The sequence below is a fragment of the Rhizobium sp. rho-13.1 genome, assembly GCF_007000305.1.
GTDB lineage: Bacteria > Pseudomonadota > Alphaproteobacteria > Rhizobiales > Rhizobiaceae > Rhizobium > Rhizobium rhododendri.
The window spans coordinates 822393-839050 of sequence record NZ_SCFL01000001.1; the positions used below are offsets into that span (position 1 = coordinate 822393).

The 16658-nt window shown below is 61.2% G+C and carries 15 protein-coding genes; 5 read left to right on the forward strand and 10 right to left on the reverse strand.

Annotated features, from left to right (window positions below; genetic code table 11):
- Nucleotides 1–40 precede the first annotated feature (40 nt).
- Both EQW76_RS04190 and EQW76_RS04195 read left to right on the forward strand, forming a co-directional pair.
- Nucleotides 41–763: an AzlC family ABC transporter permease gene (locus EQW76_RS04190; RefSeq protein ID WP_142823178.1), complete on the forward strand. Its 723-nt coding sequence runs from the start codon at nt 41–43 to the stop codon at nt 761–763.
- 2 nt (nt 764–765) lie between these two features.
- On the forward strand, nt 766–1077 hold the full coding sequence (locus EQW76_RS04195) for an AzlD family protein (protein ID WP_111222868.1): 312 nt from the start codon (nt 766–768) through the stop codon (nt 1075–1077).
- Nucleotides 1078–1104: 27 nt separating this feature from the next.
- Here EQW76_RS04195 and EQW76_RS04200 read toward each other — a convergent pair whose 3' ends face one another.
- Nucleotides 1105–2940, reverse strand: a complete 1836-nt coding sequence (locus EQW76_RS04200) for an aminopeptidase P family protein (RefSeq protein WP_142823179.1) — start codon at nt 2938–2940, stop codon at nt 1105–1107.
- Between the two features lie 287 nt (nt 2941–3227).
- Between EQW76_RS04200 and EQW76_RS29305 the strand changes: the two genes are divergently transcribed.
- Nucleotides 3228–3392, forward strand: a complete 165-nt coding sequence (locus EQW76_RS29305; RefSeq protein WP_162854792.1) for a hypothetical protein — start codon at nt 3228–3230, stop codon at nt 3390–3392.
- Between the two features lie 204 nt (nt 3393–3596).
- Here the strand turns inward: EQW76_RS29305 and EQW76_RS04205 are convergent, their stop codons facing one another.
- Entirely contained in the window at nt 3597–4475 is an 879-nt protein-coding gene (locus EQW76_RS04205) for a 50S ribosomal protein L11 methyltransferase (RefSeq protein WP_142823180.1), read from the reverse strand.
- Between the two features lie 219 nt (nt 4476–4694).
- The gene (locus EQW76_RS04210) at nt 4695–5300 is read right to left on the reverse strand and encodes an SCO family protein (protein WP_142823181.1); all 606 of its coding nucleotides are present in this window, start codon (nt 5298–5300) and stop codon (nt 4695–4697) included.
- A gap of 231 nt (nt 5301–5531) precedes the next feature.
- Between EQW76_RS04210 and EQW76_RS04215 the strand changes: the two genes are divergently transcribed.
- Nucleotides 5532–5996: a chemotaxis protein CheW gene (locus EQW76_RS04215; RefSeq protein ID WP_111222864.1), complete on the forward strand. Its 465-nt coding sequence runs from the start codon at nt 5532–5534 to the stop codon at nt 5994–5996.
- A gap of 66 nt (nt 5997–6062) precedes the next feature.
- Here the strand turns inward: EQW76_RS04215 and EQW76_RS04220 are convergent, their stop codons facing one another.
- Both EQW76_RS04220 and EQW76_RS04225 read right to left on the reverse strand, forming a co-directional pair.
- Nucleotides 6063–6551, reverse strand: a complete 489-nt coding sequence (locus EQW76_RS04220; protein ID WP_142823182.1) for a CreA family protein — start codon at nt 6549–6551, stop codon at nt 6063–6065.
- A 64-nt stretch (nt 6552–6615) separates the two neighbouring features.
- Nucleotides 6616–7206 carry a 3'-5' exonuclease gene (locus EQW76_RS04225; RefSeq protein WP_142823183.1) on the reverse strand — a complete coding sequence of 197 codons (591 nt, stop codon included), beginning with the start codon at nt 7204–7206 and terminating at the stop codon, nt 6616–6618.
- Nucleotides 7207–7475: 269 nt separating this feature from the next.
- Between EQW76_RS04225 and EQW76_RS04230 the strand changes: the two genes are divergently transcribed.
- Nucleotides 7476–8018: a GNAT family N-acetyltransferase gene (locus EQW76_RS04230; RefSeq protein ID WP_142823184.1), complete on the forward strand. Its 543-nt coding sequence runs from the start codon at nt 7476–7478 to the stop codon at nt 8016–8018.
- A gap of 551 nt (nt 8019–8569) precedes the next feature.
- On the opposite strand, the gene ligA is transcribed toward EQW76_RS04230, so the two are convergent.
- From ligA to ftsZ, 5 genes are all read right to left on the reverse strand, one after another.
- Nucleotides 8570–10744 carry an NAD-dependent DNA ligase LigA gene (gene ligA, locus EQW76_RS04235; RefSeq protein WP_142823185.1) on the reverse strand — a complete coding sequence of 725 codons (2175 nt, stop codon included), beginning with the start codon at nt 10742–10744 and terminating at the stop codon, nt 8570–8572.
- 77 nt (nt 10745–10821) lie between these two features.
- Nucleotides 10822–12495, reverse strand: coding sequence for a DNA repair protein RecN (gene recN / locus EQW76_RS04240; protein WP_142823186.1), 1674 nt, complete (start codon nt 12493–12495; stop codon nt 10822–10824).
- Nucleotides 12496–12508: 13 nt separating this feature from the next.
- The gene (locus tag EQW76_RS04245) at nt 12509–13381 is read right to left on the reverse strand and encodes an outer membrane protein assembly factor BamD (RefSeq protein WP_202617092.1); all 873 of its coding nucleotides are present in this window, start codon (nt 13379–13381) and stop codon (nt 12509–12511) included.
- Between the two features lie 223 nt (nt 13382–13604).
- The gene (gene lpxC / locus EQW76_RS04250) at nt 13605–14561 is read right to left on the reverse strand and encodes a UDP-3-O-acyl-N-acetylglucosamine deacetylase (protein WP_142823188.1); all 957 of its coding nucleotides are present in this window, start codon (nt 14559–14561) and stop codon (nt 13605–13607) included.
- A gap of 302 nt (nt 14562–14863) precedes the next feature.
- Nucleotides 14864–16603 (reverse strand): cell division protein FtsZ, encoded by a 1740-nt coding sequence (ftsZ, locus tag EQW76_RS04255; RefSeq protein WP_142823189.1) that lies wholly within the window; start codon nt 16601–16603, stop codon nt 14864–14866.
- Nucleotides 16604–16658 lie beyond the last annotated feature (55 nt).

The following is a 16658-nucleotide window of genomic DNA, read 5'->3' on the forward strand; positions in this document are numbered from 1 at the left end:
TACAGGGAAGCCCGCAACCGGAAATAACGCAGGGCTTGAGATGAATCGCGCGGACTTTCAGGAGGGACTGCGCGGCGGTATCCTCGTCGGCCTTGCCTCCACACCCTTCGGCGCCCTGTTTGGCGCCATCGCCCAAGGCCACGGCCTTTCGCTCGGCGAACTGACATTGATGAGCGGCATCGTCTATGCCGGTGCCAGCCAGCTGGTCGGCCTCGATCTCTTCGGTCACGACGTCGCCGCCTGGCTGATCGTCCTGTCGATCCTGGCGGTCAACTTTCGCCATATCCTCTATTCGGCGGCGATTGCCCGCTACATCAGGCACTTCAACGGCATCCAGAAGGCCCTGACCTTCTTCCTGCTCGTCGATCCACAGTTTGCCGAGACGGTGAAGCGCGGCGAAGCCGGCAAGCAGGTGAGCTTTTCCTGGTATATCGGCCTTGCCCTGATGGTCTACATTCCTTGGGTATTCGCAAGCTTCATCGGCGGCCTGCTCGGCAGCCTGATCGGCGATCCCCGATCGATCGGCCTCGATGTGCTGCTGCCGCTCTATTTTCTCGGCATCGTCATCGGCTTCCGCAAGCGCGACAATTTCCTGCCCGTCGTCGCTGCCAGCGCCGTTGCCGCTGTCGTCGCCTACCGTTATGTCGGCTCGCCCTGGCATGTCAGCATCGGCGCGCTCGCCGGCGTTGCGTTGGCGGCCCTCCTGCCGCCGGTCAAAAGCAACCGCAAGCCCGACCTCGCCGTCGAAAACCACGAGGTGTGACGATGACGCAATTCGATCCCCACATGCTGTTGCTCATACTCGCGGCTGCCGGCGTAACCTACCTGACGCGCATCGGCGGCTACGTTCTCATCACCCGAATGACCCGCATCCCGCCGCGCATGGAGGCCGCCCTCAACGCCGTGCCCGCCGCCGTGCTGACAGCGCTGATGGCCCCCACCTTCTTCAACGGCGGCATCGACCTCAAGGTGGCGCTGGTAGCCGCAGGATTGGTCGGCCTTTATCTGCCGGCCAGCGCAATGCTCGTCACCGGCTGGATCGTCGTCATGGCCTGGCGCCAGTTCATCGGCGCCTGACCCTGACTTCGCGTGAAAAGTTCGGCCTCAGTGGCCGAGCGGCAGCGTCGCATTCTCCAGCCAGCTGCGCACCTCGGCGTCATGGATAAGCGGCATCAACGCCTCGCGGGTGCGCGCGTGATAGTCGTTCAGCCAGTGAAGCTCGTCATGTGTCAGCAATTCCGCGATGATCAGGCTGCGGTCGATGGGGCAGAAGGTCAGAGTCTCGAAACCCAGCATGTCGATATCGCCGCCGTCGATCGGCTCCGCATCGCGGACATAAATCAGGTTTTCGATTCGGATGCCGAAGCTGCCGGGACGGTAGTAGCCAGGCTCGTTGGAGAGGATCATGCCGGGCAGCAGCTCCTGCGTCGAGAGACGGGCAATGCGCTGCGGGCCTTCATGCACCGACAGGAAGGAGCCGACGCCATGGCCGGTGCCGTGGGCATAGTCGGCGCCGGCCTTCCAGAGCGCGATGCGGGCCAGCGGATCGAGATCGCAGCCGCGCGTGCCGACGGGAAAGCGCGCCGTGCTGATGCCGATCATGCCTTTCAGAACCAGCGTGAAAAACTGCCGCTGCTCCTCCGGCACGGTGCCGACGGCAACGGTACGGGTGATGTCGGTTGTGCCGTTGATATATTGAGCGCCCGAGTCGAGCAGGTAGAGTTCGCCAGCCTGCAGCAACCTGTCGCTCTCTGTCGTCACCCGGTAGTGGATAATGGCGCCATGCTCGCCGGCTCCTGAAATCGTGTCGAATGACAGGTCCTTCAGCGGATTTTGCATCGCCTGGCCGATTTCGGCCCTGACAGCCTCAAGTTTGCGGGCCGCGTCGATTTCCGAAACGGTGGCCGGCTTCTGCGTCTCCAGCCAATGAAGGAAGGTCACCATCGCCGCACCATCCTGCAGATGGGCAGCAGCGGAGCCATTCAGCTCGGCCTGATTCTTGCGGGCGCGCGGCAGCCGTGCGGGATCGTTACCCTCGACAACCTCGCCACCGGCGCTGCGGATAATGTCGGTCAGAGCCTGCGCTGCCAGATCCGGGTCGACCATTACGCGCGCGCCATTGGCGGAAGCGGCATTCAGCCTCTCTATCAGATCGGACGGGGGAAATTGCTGGCAGAGCTGCGCCAGATAGGCTTCCGCCTCGATATTGGTCTTGCGCTTGTCGAGAAACAGCTCTGCCCTGCCGCCGGCATGAATGATCGCCCGGGCGAGCGGATGTGGTGTATGCGGCACGTCATTTCCGCGAATATTAAAGATCCAGGCGATCGACGAGGGATCGGTGACCAGCACGGCCGCGCAGTTCTTCTCTTCCAGAAGCCTTGCAATAGAGCCGATCTTCTCGCTGGCAAGCACGCCGGCCTGCTCCACCGTCTGGATGGTCACGGGTCCAAGCGGCTCGGCGGGGCGGTCGGTCCACAGGCGATCGAGCGGATTGTGCGGCAGGAACACGAGCGTGCCGCCGATCTCGCCCAACGCCTTTTCCAGCCGTCGCACTTCCGCGCCGGTGTGCAGCCACGGGTCGATCCCGAGCCGAAGTCCCTTGGCGGCGTGCTTCTTAAGCCACTGATGCGGCGGTTCGCCGACAAGATCGCCACTGGAAAACACTGTCGTATCCACCTGCTCCAGCAGCTGAGTCGTGTAGCGGCCATCGACGAAAACAACAGCCTTCGACTGTGTTACCAGCGCCACGCCGGCAGAACCGGTGAAGCCGCTCAACCACGCCAGTCGCTCCGAGCAGGCGGGCACATACTCGCCCTGGAACTCGTCGGCGCGTGGCACCAGAAATGCATCGATCCCGAGAGCTGTAAACGAGGCTCGGAGCCCCGCAACGCGTTCACGGCCGAATTGCGGTGTGGAAGTGACATCAAAAGACTGGAACATGGGGCATCCAAATGCTGACAAAGCGAATCCGCCCTGGGCGGTTGCCTGCATGTTATCCCAATTCGGCGCCATTGCGAGACTGGCCCTCGCATTAATGCCTGTTAATGCCCGTTAACGACTGCGCCTATTTGATGGGCAGAATCAAGCGATTATGACTCAATCACGACAATACCCATGACGTATACGCATGGCTCCCATGCCGCATTAAATCTGTGCTGCAGTGCGGGATAGTTTATAAGGGGTGCATCAGAAGGGTTGAAAGCAACCCACCCAAAAGGAATACGACTATGAACACTCCCCGTTTCGCATACAGCAGCCCGATGCAGGCTGGCGAACGCCGGACCGTCCGTCACGTAATCGGTGCCCTGCGCGTTGCAGATAGCGAAGCTTCCCGGATCATCGGCGTAAGCCGCGGCGACGTACGCAACACGAACACCAGCTACGCATTCTAGGATCGGTCGATACGGCTTCTCCTCCCGGCCGACGACTGACGAGAATGCGAGACGCCCGCTTGAGCATTTCCTCCCCTCTGCTCGCGGACATGATCAGGTAACACTGATCTGCAAGGCGACACCCCTGGTGTCGCCTTTTGCATTTTGGAGGAAATTCAAGAACTTGGTAACAAAGCCGGAATCACTGCGCGAGCCGGTCAAGGCTCAGGCGCGGTCGAGATGGATTGTAACCCAGCCGTTGCGCCATATGGTGCGGACATGGCGCAGCGTGGCGCCGTTATAGGCGGCGATCACCTTCCAACGCTGGGCGGCAAGGATACCGGACAGGATGACAGACCCACCGGGAGCAAGATGGTTGGCAAGCTGCGGCGCCATGCGGATCAGCGGCCGCGCAAGGATGTTGGCGATGATCAGGTCGAAAGGCCCATGCCGGGAAAAGGCCGTCGAGTGAAATCCGGGAGCGGTTTCGAGCGAAATTCCCGAGGCTATGCCGTTGCGCACGACGTTTTCGCGGGCGACTCGAACCGCGATGGGATCGATGTCGGTGGCCAGCACCGGAATATTCTTTAGTTTCCGCACGGCAATGGCCAGCACGCCGCTGCCGGTGCCGAGATCCAGCGCATTGCGGACGCGTCGGCTGCGCATGACCGTCTCGATGGTTTCGAGGCAGCCGGCGGTCGTCCCGTGATGACCCGTGCCGAAGGCCTGACCGGCGTCGATCTCGATAGCGATCTCGCTGGCGCGGATCTTGTCGCGATCATGGGAGCCATGGACGACAAAGCGGCCGGCGCGCACCGGCTTCAGGCCGTCGAGCGAGCGGGCGATCCAGTCGACGTCGGGGATGATTTCCTTGTCGATCGCAAGTCCCGGATAGGCCTCGGCCAGCAGCGCCTCGAACCGTGGGCGAACGTCCTCTTCCTGATCCGCATAGAGGTAGATCGAGGCTTCCCAGATATCCTTCTTCTCGTCGATCTCGGAGGTTGCGATCGGCAGTTCCTCGTCTTCGAAGACAGGCGTCATCAGGTCTAGGATCCGCTCGGCATCGCGCTCGGTCGTCGTCACATACAGGCGAATCTCATTCAACGCTTCGGTCTCTCATCGTCGTTCAGTCCAGCCGGTCGATGGCGGTTTGCAGGTGTCGTACCTCGCGACATGGCGCAAAAGCAAGCGGCGGACGACGGGAAGCCGCATTACCGGCGGGTTCATGGTCACAAAGCTCATCGGGCGCTGCGGCTCTTGCCTACCTGACGTATCGTGGATCGTACAACCGACAGACCGACAGGTCCGGCCCAGGCACCCCGCCTAGCCCTTGTTGATCAGGTTCTGCAGCTTCTTGACGGCCGTATCCGGATTTTCCTGGTAGGCAATCGTTCCTGCAAACCGGCCCTCTGCGTCCAGAAGATACACAGATGCCGAATGGTCCATCGTATAGTCGCCATTCGGATCCTTGGCGTCGAGCGGCACCTTGACCGCATAGACCCGGAAACCGTGCACCATCTCGGTCACCTTGTCGGTCGGCCCGGAAATGCCGGTGATGCGGCGCGAAACGTTGGAGACATATTCTTTCATGATGGCAGGCGTGTCGCGCTCTGGATCGACGGTGACGAAATAGGCCCCGAGCTTGGATCCATCCGGATCGACCTTCTGGAGCCAGCCATCCATTTCGAAGAGCGTCGTCGGGCAGACATCCGGGCAATGCGTATAGCCGAAGAAGACCGCCGACGGCCGGCCGCGGAATGCCTTCTCGGTGATTGGCTGGCCATTTTGCGCCACGAGCGTGAAGGGAACGCCGAAGGGGCCGCCTGCAGCAGCGGATTCAGGCGATCGGGTGAAATAGAACGACCCTGCCCCGAGGAAGCCGGCCGTCAAAGCGACCAGGACCCAGATCGCAATACGCAGTTTTTTCATGATCGATTCCCGATGCCAAAGCGGCCCGTCCAATGGAGTACCTGTTGAGAGGCTGCAGGGATACCGCTTCGGGCGACCGACCGCAATTCAACACGCCGTCACCCATATCGAATATGCGCGATACCTTGGAAATCGGCACAACGTTAAGCTGATCGTAACCAGTCTCGGTCAACATGTTTTTCAACGGCAAACCTCAATGATTCCGCTCAGACGCTCCGGAAAGAACTTCACATGTCGAACGCCATCAAACAGTCGGGTGCCTACCTGGAAATCGTTTCGTTTCACCTTGCCGATCAGGAATTCTGCATCGACATCATGGCGATCCGCGAAATCCGCGGTTGGGCGCCAGTGACGCCGATGCCACACACGCCACCCTACGTTCTCGGTCTCATCAACCTTCGCGGCGCGGTTATCCCCGTCATCGACATGTCCTGCCGCCTCGGCATGAAGATGACCGAGCCGTCGGAGCGCTCTGCCATCATCGTCACCGACATCGCCGGCAAGCTGGTCGGCCTGCTCGTCGAGCAGGTGTCGGACATGATGACCATCAAGAGCGAAGACCTGCAGCCGGCACCGGAAATCATCCCGGAGGCCCAGCGCGCCTTCTGCCGCGGCATCGTCGCCCTGGAAAAGACAATGGTCTGCTTCCTCAACCTCGACACCGTCATCGCCGACGAACTGGCGCAGGCCGCTTAAGCCTGACTACCCCGTTTATCCAACGGCCCGATGCGCAAGCGTCGGGCCGTTTTCGTATGGGTTGGGTCAGGGAGCGGGCTTGCCTTTTGTCCAGGTCACCGTCTGACCGTAGAGCGGGATGGTCGAGATCGACATCTTCGCCGAGCCGTCTGTCAGTTCGCGCGAATGGGCGAGATAGATCAGCGTGTCGTTCTTCTTGTCATAGATCCGGTTGACGACAAGCTTCTTCCAGATCAGCGACATGCCGGACTTGTAGACCTCCTCGCCGCCCTCTGACAGGTTGATATCGTTGATCTGGATCGGACCCGTCTGGCGGCAGGCGATGGAATTGTTGGACGGGTCCTCGAACCACTTACCCTTGCGCAGACGGTCGATCACGCCCCGGTCGAAATAGGTGACGTGGCAGGTGACGCCACTGATTTCCGGGTCCGGAACGGCATCGATGAGGATGTCGTTACCCGTCCAGTCGACGCCGACCTTGCCGACGACTTCGGCCGAGGCCGTGCCGGCGATGAGCGTGAGAATTGAAGCAGCGGCGAGAGCGAAACGGCGCATGGAAAACTCCTTGTTGATCCAGCGCCGAAGATATGTCGCAGGCGGATCTTTGCAAGGAGAGACGTTAGCGCTTGCGGCAGGTGCAGGGCTCATAGCCGCGCGACGTCAGGCGGCCGATCGTCATGCCGATTGCGGCCGGAATGCCGCCGACATCGACGGCCTTCACCGCCTTCGCCATCTCGATGGCGGCCGAGGCACAGATGGCCGCGTCTTCAGCCGCATTGTGATGCTTGAACCTCAGCGCCAGATGCTCGGCGATCACATTCAGCCGGTGCGACAGGAGCTGCGGCCAGATCCGCTGCGCCATCTTCAGGCTGCAGAGATAGAATAGCTCCGGATAGGATTGCCGGTAGTGATCGAGGCTCGCCCGCCAGACGCTAAAATCGAAGGACGCATTGTGGGCGATCATCGTCGCGCCGCGAAAGTCCTCCTGGAACTCCTCCATCACCTCGGGAAACGAAGGCGCATCCTCGACATGCTCCGGCCGGATGCCGTGGATGGCGATGTTGAAACCCGAAAACCGCATGTCCTTCGGGCGGATCAGCCGCTCTTCCACCCGCACCACACGCCCGTCCTCGATCCACGCCAGTCCAACGGAGCAGGCGCTGCCGCGCTGCTCGTTGGCAGTCTCGAAATCGATGGCGATGGTTTTCACGGGTGGTGTCCGATTCGTCTGATCGGACAGTAGTAGCGAGGCTTGAGCCTTGAAGCAATTTGGCAGCGAGGTTGACATTCTTCCGACGCTGAGGAAATCTGGGAGGATGATCGGATCGCTCAACAACGTCATGCTTCACATCACCACCACCCTTCCAGGGTGTGGGGGCGTGTTGCCGGGCTGAAACCCGACCGATCATCCCGACGACCCTGCCCGAGGCGAGCAGGGTTTGGGAACCGGCTCTCCTCCGTCAAACAAGGAGAGACCCCATGAATGAGACGCCGAGTTCTGACAAATCGCGTTCGAAAACACCTCCCGAAGGACTGCTGATCCGCGCGGCCGAAGTAGATGATGCCGAGGGTATCTCGACAATCGCCAACCTGCCCGGCTTTCGCGCAGGCACGCTGCGCCTGCCCTATCAGACGACGGACGATACCCGCCGCTGGCTGTCTAAAGCGGAGGCGCAATCACCGCGTCTGGTTGCCGTCCTCGACGGAAGAATCGTTGGAAACGCAGGCCTGCGGCGGTTCGAGGGCCGCAGGCAGCATGTCGGCAGCATCGGCATGGGCGTCCATGACGCATACACCGGTCGCGGTATCGGCAGCACGCTCATCGGTGCATTGCTGGATTGCGCCGACAACTGGCTGAACATCCGACGCGTCGAACTCACCGTCTATGCAGACAACGCAGCCGCCATCGCGCTCTACAAGCGTTTCGGATTTATCGAGGAAGGCCGGCTGAAGGACTTCGCCTTCCGCGCCGGGTCTTACGTCGACGCCCTGACCATGGCGCGCCTGCGCGAGCAAGGATGATGGAGGCTGCGGCCTTGCCTCACCCGATCAGCGCCAGCCACTCGTCCTCGTCCATCGTCTGCACTCCAAGCTCGCGCGCCTTATCGAGCTTGGAAAATGGCGGATTGAGATGGGTCGCGAGCAAGTAGTATGGCCATGCGCTCAGTTACAAAATGAAGATTGATTTCCGGAAATTTCCCGAATGCCAAATATCCTATTCTTTTTCACAATTTCTAATATTCTTAAATTTTAAGATATATATTGAAAGTAGTTATGTGTGCTGATAAATACAACTTTTCCTGAGGTAGGGCTACGCAAGCAAAGGAAACACTATGTCTAAGCATTGGTCGGGCCAAACATGCTCGGAAACAGGTTTATACGGACAGTATCACGACACTAATAACTCATATGCTGGGGCAGAGCACGATAAGAATGTCAAAAGCGGCGACCCATTCCCTCCTTCTCTGAACAATTGTCACTTCAAAAAGAAATAACACAAAGCGGCCTGGAGCTTCAGGTCCAGCCCGCTTGCGTTGGCTTACTCGTTGGCAGCCGGATGCCTCGTAGTGGTGCTAAATCACCCTACTGTCGACGGCAAGGCCGATCAGCGCCAGCCACTCGTCTTCGTCCATCGTCTGCACTCCAAGCTCGCGCGCCTTGTCGAGCTTGGAGCCGGCGCCGGGGCCGGCAACGACGATGTCGGTCTTCTTCGAGACGGAGCCTGCCACCTTGGCACCGAGGCTTTCCGCTTTAGCCTTGGCCTCGTCGCGCGTCATCTTTTCCAGCGTGCCTGTGAAGACCACGGTCTTGCCGGCCACCGGACTACCGGAGGCCTTGGGCTGCTCGGCATCCTGCGGGCGCACCTCGCGCAGCAGTCGCTCGATGACCTCGCTGTTGCGCGGCTCCTTGTAGAACTCGACGATGGCGCGGGCGACGACCTCGCCGATACCCTCGATGGCATTGAGGTCGTTCCATGCATCTCCCGTCAGCGGTGCTGCCTCGCGCATAGCCTCTCCGAAGGCCTCATATGTGCCATAGGAGCGGGCCAGCAGCTTGGCATTGGTCTCGCCGACGTGGCGGATGCCGAGTGCATAGATGAAACGCTGCAAGGCAATCTCACGCCGCCCGTTGATGGCGGCATATAGCTTGCCGACGCTGACCTTGCCGAAGCCATCGATATTCTCGAGCTTGGTCAAGGACGCCTTCTGCCGCTCCTCCAGCGTAAAGATATCCGGCGCGGTGCGGATCTGCAGGGCCGGATCGTCGCTTTCGAAAAAGAAATCGATCTGCTTGGCGCCCAGCCCCTCGATATCGTAGGCATTGCGCGAAACGAAGTGCTTCAGGTGCTCCTTGGCCTGCGCCTGGCAGGCAAAACCGCCGGTGCAGCGCGTCACCGAATCAAGCTTGCCGGTCTTCTCGTTGACCTCGCGCACCGCATGACTTCCGCAGACCGGGCAGACCTTCGGAAACTCGTAGGCGACACTTGCGGCATCGCGCTTCTCAAGCACCACATCGACGATCTGCGGAATGACATCGCCGGCGCGCTGGACGATGACGATATCGCCGATCCGGATGTCCCGGCCCTCTCGCAAGACCTCACCGCCATTGCCGATACCCTTGATGTAGTCCTCGTTGTGCAGCGTCGCATTGGTGACAACCACACCGCCGACAGTGATCGGCTCCAGCCGCGCCACTGGCGTCAGGGCGCCTGTCCTACCCACCTGGATATCGATGGCGGTCAGTCGCGTAAACGCCTGCTCGGCCGGAAACTTGTGCGCCGTCGCCCAGCGGGGGCTGCGCGAGCGGAAGCCGAGTCTAGCCTGCAGCGCGAGGTCGTCGACCTTGTAGACAACGCCATCGATATCGTAGTCGAGATCGGCGCGCTTCAAGCCTATATCGTCATAGTGGCTGAGAATATCGGCTACCGATTCCAACCGCTTCATCAGCGGATTGATCGGAAAGCCCCAACGCCCGAAAGCCTCCACCATGCCAAGCTGGGTATCCGCCGGCATTTCAGACATCTCGCCCCAGGCATAGGCAAAGAAGCGCAGCTTGCGGCTGGCCGTCACCTTGGCGTCGAGCTGGCGAAGCGAGCCGGCGGCCGTGTTGCGCGGGTTGACGTAGGTCTGCTTGCCCTCCGCCGCCATCTGGGCGTTCAGCGCCAGGAAGTCGCTCTTGGCCATGTAGACCTCGCCGCGCACCTCGACGACATCCGGCGCGTCCTTCGGCAGAGTGTTCGGGATTTCCTTAATGGTTCGGATATTGGCAGTGACGTTTTCGCCCGTCGTCCCGTCGCCACGCGTCGCGGCACTCACCATGCGACCGTTCTCGTAGCGGATCGACATCGACAGCCCGTCGATCTTCGGCTCGGCGGTAAAGGCAATCGACTGGTCCGGCAGGCGTCCGAGGAAACGGTAGATGCCGGCAACGAAATCCTGCACGTCTTCTTGCGAAAATGTGTTGTCGAGCGACAGCATCGGCCGCGCATGGGTGATCTGGGCAAATGTATCGGACGGAGCAGCGCCGACATGGCGGGAAGGACTGTCGATTCGCACCAGCGCCGGAAAGCGCGCCTCGATCGCATCGTTGCGCCGCTTCAGTGCGTCGTAATCGGCATCCGAGATCTCCGGTGCATCCTTGCCGTGATAGAGTGCGTCGTGGTGGGCAATCTGGCTCGCCAGCCGCTCCAGTTCGGCGGCTGCATCGGCCTCGGTCAGATCCTCGACGGACATAGCTTCGCTCGGCATCCATATCACTCCACAGTTTGAGTGGATCTTTCTAGAGCAATTCCAGCCGATGAAAAGATACCCTGCGACAGCGGCGCTCAGCCGTTTCCGGATAACAGCCGCGCAGCGGCGGCCCGCGCCTCGTCGGTGATCGATGCGCCGGCCAGCATGCGGGCAATTTCCTCGGTCCGGTCCTCCGGCTCCATCGTCGCCACCCGCGTGGTGATCTTATCGGAGCCATCGGCAGACGGGCCCTTGGAAATCAGCAGGTGGGTCGCAGCGCGGGCCGCCACCTGCGGCGCATGGGTGACGGACAGAACCTGCACCTTCTCCGACAGCCGCTTCAGCCGCTGGCCGATGGCATCCGCCACCGCCCCGCCGACACCGGTGTCGATCTCGTCGAAGACCAGCGTCGGTGCCGAGCCGCGGTCGGCCAGCGCCACCTTAAGCGCCAGCAGAAAGCGTGACAGCTCGCCGCCCGATGCCACCTTCATGATCGGTCCCGGACGGGTGCCGGGGTTGGTTTGGACATGGAATTCGACGACATCGATGCCCTCGGCGGCGCCGGCCGCCGGATCGGTGGTGATCTCGACCATGAAACGCGCGCGCTCCAGCTTCAGTGCCGGCAACTCGGCCATCACGGCGTCGCTGAGCGACGTTGCGGCATGATGGCGCTTTTCGGAAAGGCTCTGGGCGGCACGATCAAAAAGCCCCTTGGCAACCGCCAGTTCGGCATCGAGCTTGGCGAGCTTCTCCTCGCCGGCATCCACCTCAGCCAGATCGGCAATCATCTTCTCGGCGAGATCAGGCAGGCCGGTGACCGGAACGGAATATTTGCGCGCGGCTCCGCGCAAGGCAAACAGCCGCTCCTCCACCCGCTCCAGTTCGCGCGGGTCGTATTCGGTCTTGCGCAATGCCGCCTCGACTTCCATCTGCGCATTCGACAACTGGTCGAGGGCTGCGTCCAGCAGGGCGACGGTGTCTTCCAGCAGGCCGGGCGCTTCCTGGCTCTTGCGCTCGAGGCGCCGCACCAGCGAGGCGATATGCGGCACGGGAGAGGCATTGCCGTTCAGGAACTCGGAGGCCTCTGAAATATCGCCGGCAATGCGCTCGGCTTTCATCATCTTCGAGCGGCGCTCGGCAAGATCGTCCTCTTCGCCATCCTGCGGAGAGAGCGTTTCCAGCTCCTCGACGGCGGCGCGAAGATAATCGGCCTCGCGGGCGGCAAGCTCTATCTTGTCGCGATGCTTCTTCAAAGCCCGTTCGCATTCGCGCCACTGGCGGTAGAGGCCGGAAACGGCGACGACCTCATCGGTGAGACCAGCAAAGGCATCGAGCAAGGTGCGATGGGCGTTGGTGTCGACGAGAGCGCGGTCGTCGTGCTGGCCGTGGATTTCGACCAGCAGCTGCCCGGCCTGGCGCATCAATTGGACGCTCAGCGCCTGGTCGTTGACGTATGCCTTAGTGCGGCCGTCCGCAGACTGGGTGCGTCGGAAAATGAGGTCGCCTTCGTCGTCGATACCGTTTTCACGGAGCAGCTTGCGGGCGCCATGGTCAATTGCCACATCGAAGACGGCGGTGATCTGGCCGCGTTCCTCGCCGTGGCGCACGAGCCCACCGTCGCCGCGGCCGCCCATGGCCAGCGACAGGCTGTCGAGCAGGATGGACTTGCCGGCGCCGGTCTCGCCGGTCAGAACCGACAAACCTTTTTCGAAGGCAAGGTCCAGCCGCTCGATCAGGACGATATCGCGGATCGAAAGCTGGACCAGCATCTCTTATTGGTTCTCAACTGCTACCGAGAAGAAGCTTCTTGCCGGCACGTGCGATCCACGATCCCTCGTTCTGGCGTGGTTCGACGCCACCGCTCTTCAGCAGCTTGTACGAGTCGGCATACCACTGGCTGTCGGGATAGTTATGGCCGAGCACGGCAGCGGCAGTCTGTGCTTCCTCAACGATGCCCATGGCGTAATAGGCTTCGACGAGACGCGCCAGCGCTTCCTCGATCTGGTTGGTGGTCGGATAGTTCTCGACGACGACGCGGAAGCGCGAGATAGCGGCGAGGTAATCCTTGCGTTCCAGATAGTAGCGACCAACCTGCATTTCCTTGCCGGCCAGCTGGTCCTTGGCGAAGCGGATCTTTGCCTGGGCGTCATCGACGTATTCAGACTTCGGATAGTTGTCGATCACCTTCTGCATCGCCTCGATGGTCTGCTGCGAGGCGCGCTGGTCCTGCGTGACGCTGACGATCTGCTTGGCATAGGAGGCGCCGACCAGATACTGCACGTAGGCAGCATCCTCGGAACGCGGATACTGCTTCATGTAGGTGTTGCCGGTCGTCACGGCCTCGTCGTAGTTGCCGGTGCGATACTTGACGAACGTGCTCATGACCAGCGCCTTGCGGCCCCAGTCCGAGAATGGCTCCTGGCGGGTGATGGCATCGAACTTCTTGCCGGCCTCGCCCATGTTGCCTGCCTTGATGTTGGCAAGGCCCTGATTGTAAAGCTGCTCCGGCGGATCGGTCTCAACGCCGAGCTTGGTGATGTCGATGTCCTTGTCCGACTGGCAACCGGATACGAACGCGCCGGTCCCTGCGAGGAGAAGCGTGACGAGCAAAGCCCGCGCTGTAATCTTCATGCTTTCAGATCCTGCAAAACCCATTCGGAAATTCCCAATTACCGCCACGACAAAAAACGAGTGCTACCGGCCCGCGTTTCTATCCATAAAAGCGTCGTCAGGGCAACGCAATGATGAACCATTAACGCATTTTTGTGGCGCATCCACGAGATTTACCCGCATCCTGCCACCTTGCTGCCTTTCGTCCGCCCAAGAAAAAGCCGCCCCCTTTCGGAGGCGGCTACCCTGGTCGAACATTATCTGGAGGTCATGCGGACCAGGGAGCAAACTCGGGTGCGTTGACGGCGACGAAGTCGCGCGCTGCCGGCCGGCGGCGCGGCACGGACGTCTCGACAACTTCATAGGCAGACGTGTCGCTGAGGAGTGCCTTCAGTGCGTTGGCATTCATCTTGTGGCCACCGCGGTACGAGCGGTAGCAGCCGATGAACTGCGTGCCGGCAAGGGCAAGATCGCCAACAGCATCGAGCGTCTTGTGACGCACGAACTCGTCCTTGGCATAGCGCAGGCCCTCGACATTGATGACCGTGTTGTCGTCTGAGATGACGACCGAATTTTCCAGCGACGAACCGAGCGCATGACCGGATGCCCAGAGACGCTCGACATCGCGCATGAAGCCAAAAGTCCGGGCGCGCGACAGTTCTTTCTTGAAGGTCTCGGCGTTCAGGTCGCCTTCCCACTTCTGGCGGCCGATCAGCGGGCAATCGAAATCGATTTCGACTTCGAAGCGCGTGCCGTCATAGGGGCGGAACTCGCACCATGAGCCACCCGATTCGATGCGAACCGGCTTGACGATGCGGATGTAGCGGCGCTTGACGCCGAGTGGCACGATGCCGGTCTGCTCGAAAGCTTCGATGAACGGATACGAGCTGCCATCCATGATCGGCATCTCGGCGCCCTGGACTTCGACCACAACGTTGTCGAGGCCGATGGCATAGATTGCCGCCATGACATGCTCGACGGTCGCGACAGAACGGGCAGCCGAAAAGCCGAGAACGGTGCACAGATCGGTGTTGCCGACCTGCGAGGATACGGCGCGAAGCTCAGTGACATCGCCGTTATCGTGGATGCGCTGGAAAACGACGCCGGTGTCGGCTTCGGCAGGAAGAAAGGTGATCGACACGTTGGCGCCGGAATGAACGCCGATGCCGGAGAGTGTGACGGGGGCTGCAACAGTTGTCTGAAAACCCAGCAATCCAATTGCCATTTACGTTCTGCCTTATCATCCTGCACCGAACCGACTTGCTTTTGAGAGACTGCGATGTCGTGGTTCGGTCTGTTACTTGGCACGAAATTCAAAGTTGATCCGAAGAGCGGATGCGATTCCGTAGTGCGCTTGGTATCTACATACGCGCCACGCCGCGGCAAACCAAATCACTGTTTCTTTCGCAATGTAACGGAATCAGGTCACTGAAATTCCTAGGTAATTTCGCGCGGCACAGGCCAGATAAAACATAACCCCCGGAGCAGATATCTGCGCCGGGGGCCAAAGTTTGCGGGGCTGCCGGATCAGTTCGACTGACGGCGCAGGAATGCCGGGATCTCGAGCTGGTCGTCTTCATTGCTCATGCGCGGCTGTGGCTGCTGGCGACCGTGATCGTCAAGCTGGCCGCGACGCGGAGCATAGAGGCTGGCCTCTGCGGACAGCGGCCGGCGCTGCTGCGAAGCCGCAGTCGGTGCCGGAGCGGTCATGTCGGCGGAAACATCGTCCTCGTCGCGACGACCAAGCGAATTGGTGATTCGCTTCAGCAGACCCATCGGGCCGCGTTCTTCGGCAGCGGCATGGTTCGGCTGTGCACGATGATCCATCTCGGCTTTGACGACCGGAGAGAAATCCTCGACCTTTGGCATGCGGACCGCTTCCGCGGTCTGGCGGACCATCGGATCCTGGCGCATCGGTGCAGGCTGCGGAGCCTGCATGACGGGCTGCTGCATGACCGGAGCCGGCTGCGGTGCGGGTGCCGACTGACGCAGCACCGGTGCTGCGGCTTCCGGGGCTGCGAAGATACGGCTCTGCGGGCGGAAGGTTTCTTCCTGCATCACAGGCTGCTGGACCGGCTGGGGAGCTGGCGCAACCTGGCGGGTGGTCAGCATTTCCAGTTCGCGTTCCATGTCGGCTTCCGCCATGCGGATCGTCTGGGCGATAGGATCGGCAGCCTTTGGTGCCTGCGCGACATAGGCAGGCTGAGCAGCGGCCGGTGCCGGGGCAACGGCCGCAGAAGGACGGACAATCGGCTTCGGTGCGGAGCGGAGTTCCATGTTCCGTTCGGCTGTCATGTTCATCGCACGGTCGATGCCGGTGGCAACGACGGAGACGCGGATGATGCCTTCGAGCGATTCGTCGAACGTTGCGCCGAGGATGATGTTGGCGTCCGGATCGACTTCCTCACGGATGCGGGTCGCAGCTTCGTCGACTTCGAACAGCGTCAGGTCACGGCCGCCGGTGATCGAGATCAGCAGGCCCTGTGCACCCTTCATAGAGGTTTCGTCGAGCAGCGGGTTGGCGATCGCAGCTTCTGCAGCCTGCATGGCGCGGCCGTTGCCCGATGCTTCGCCGGTGCCCATCATTGCACGGCCCATTTCGCGCATGACGGAACGAACGTCGGCGAAGTCGAGGTTGATGAGACCTTCCTTGACCATCAGGTCGGTGATGCAGGCAACGCCCGAATAGAGAACCTGGTCGGCCATGGCGAACGCATCGGCGAACGTCGTTTTGTCGTTGGCGATCCGGAACAGGTTCTGGTTCGGGATGACGATCAGGGTGTCGACCGACTTCTGCAGTTCCTGGATACCCATTTCGGCCAGACGCATGCGGCGTCCACCTTCGAAGTGGAACGGCTTGGTGACGACGCCAACCGTCAGGATGCCCTTGTTGCGGGCGGCCTGGGCGACGACGGGAGCAGCACCGGTGCCCGTACCACCGCCCATGCCGGCGGTGACGAAGCACATATGCGTGCCCTGCAGGTGATCGACGATCTCGTCGATGCACTCTTCAGCGGCAGCGCGGCCGACTTCCGGCTGCGAGCCGGCGCCGAGGCCTTCCGTGACGTTGACGCCGAGCTGGATGATCCGCTGTGCCTTGGTCATGGTCAGCGCCTGCGCATCTGTATTGGCGACCACGAAGTCGACGCCCTGGAGGCCGGCTGTGATCATGTTGTTGACGGCATTGCCGCCACCGCCACCGACACCGAACACGGTGATGCGGGGCTTAAGCTCGGTGATATCTGGCTTCTGCAGCTTGATCGTCATGGTACCGTTCCTTCTTGTCTATGACCGCGTCGCCACGCCAGCCAATTCACTCAAT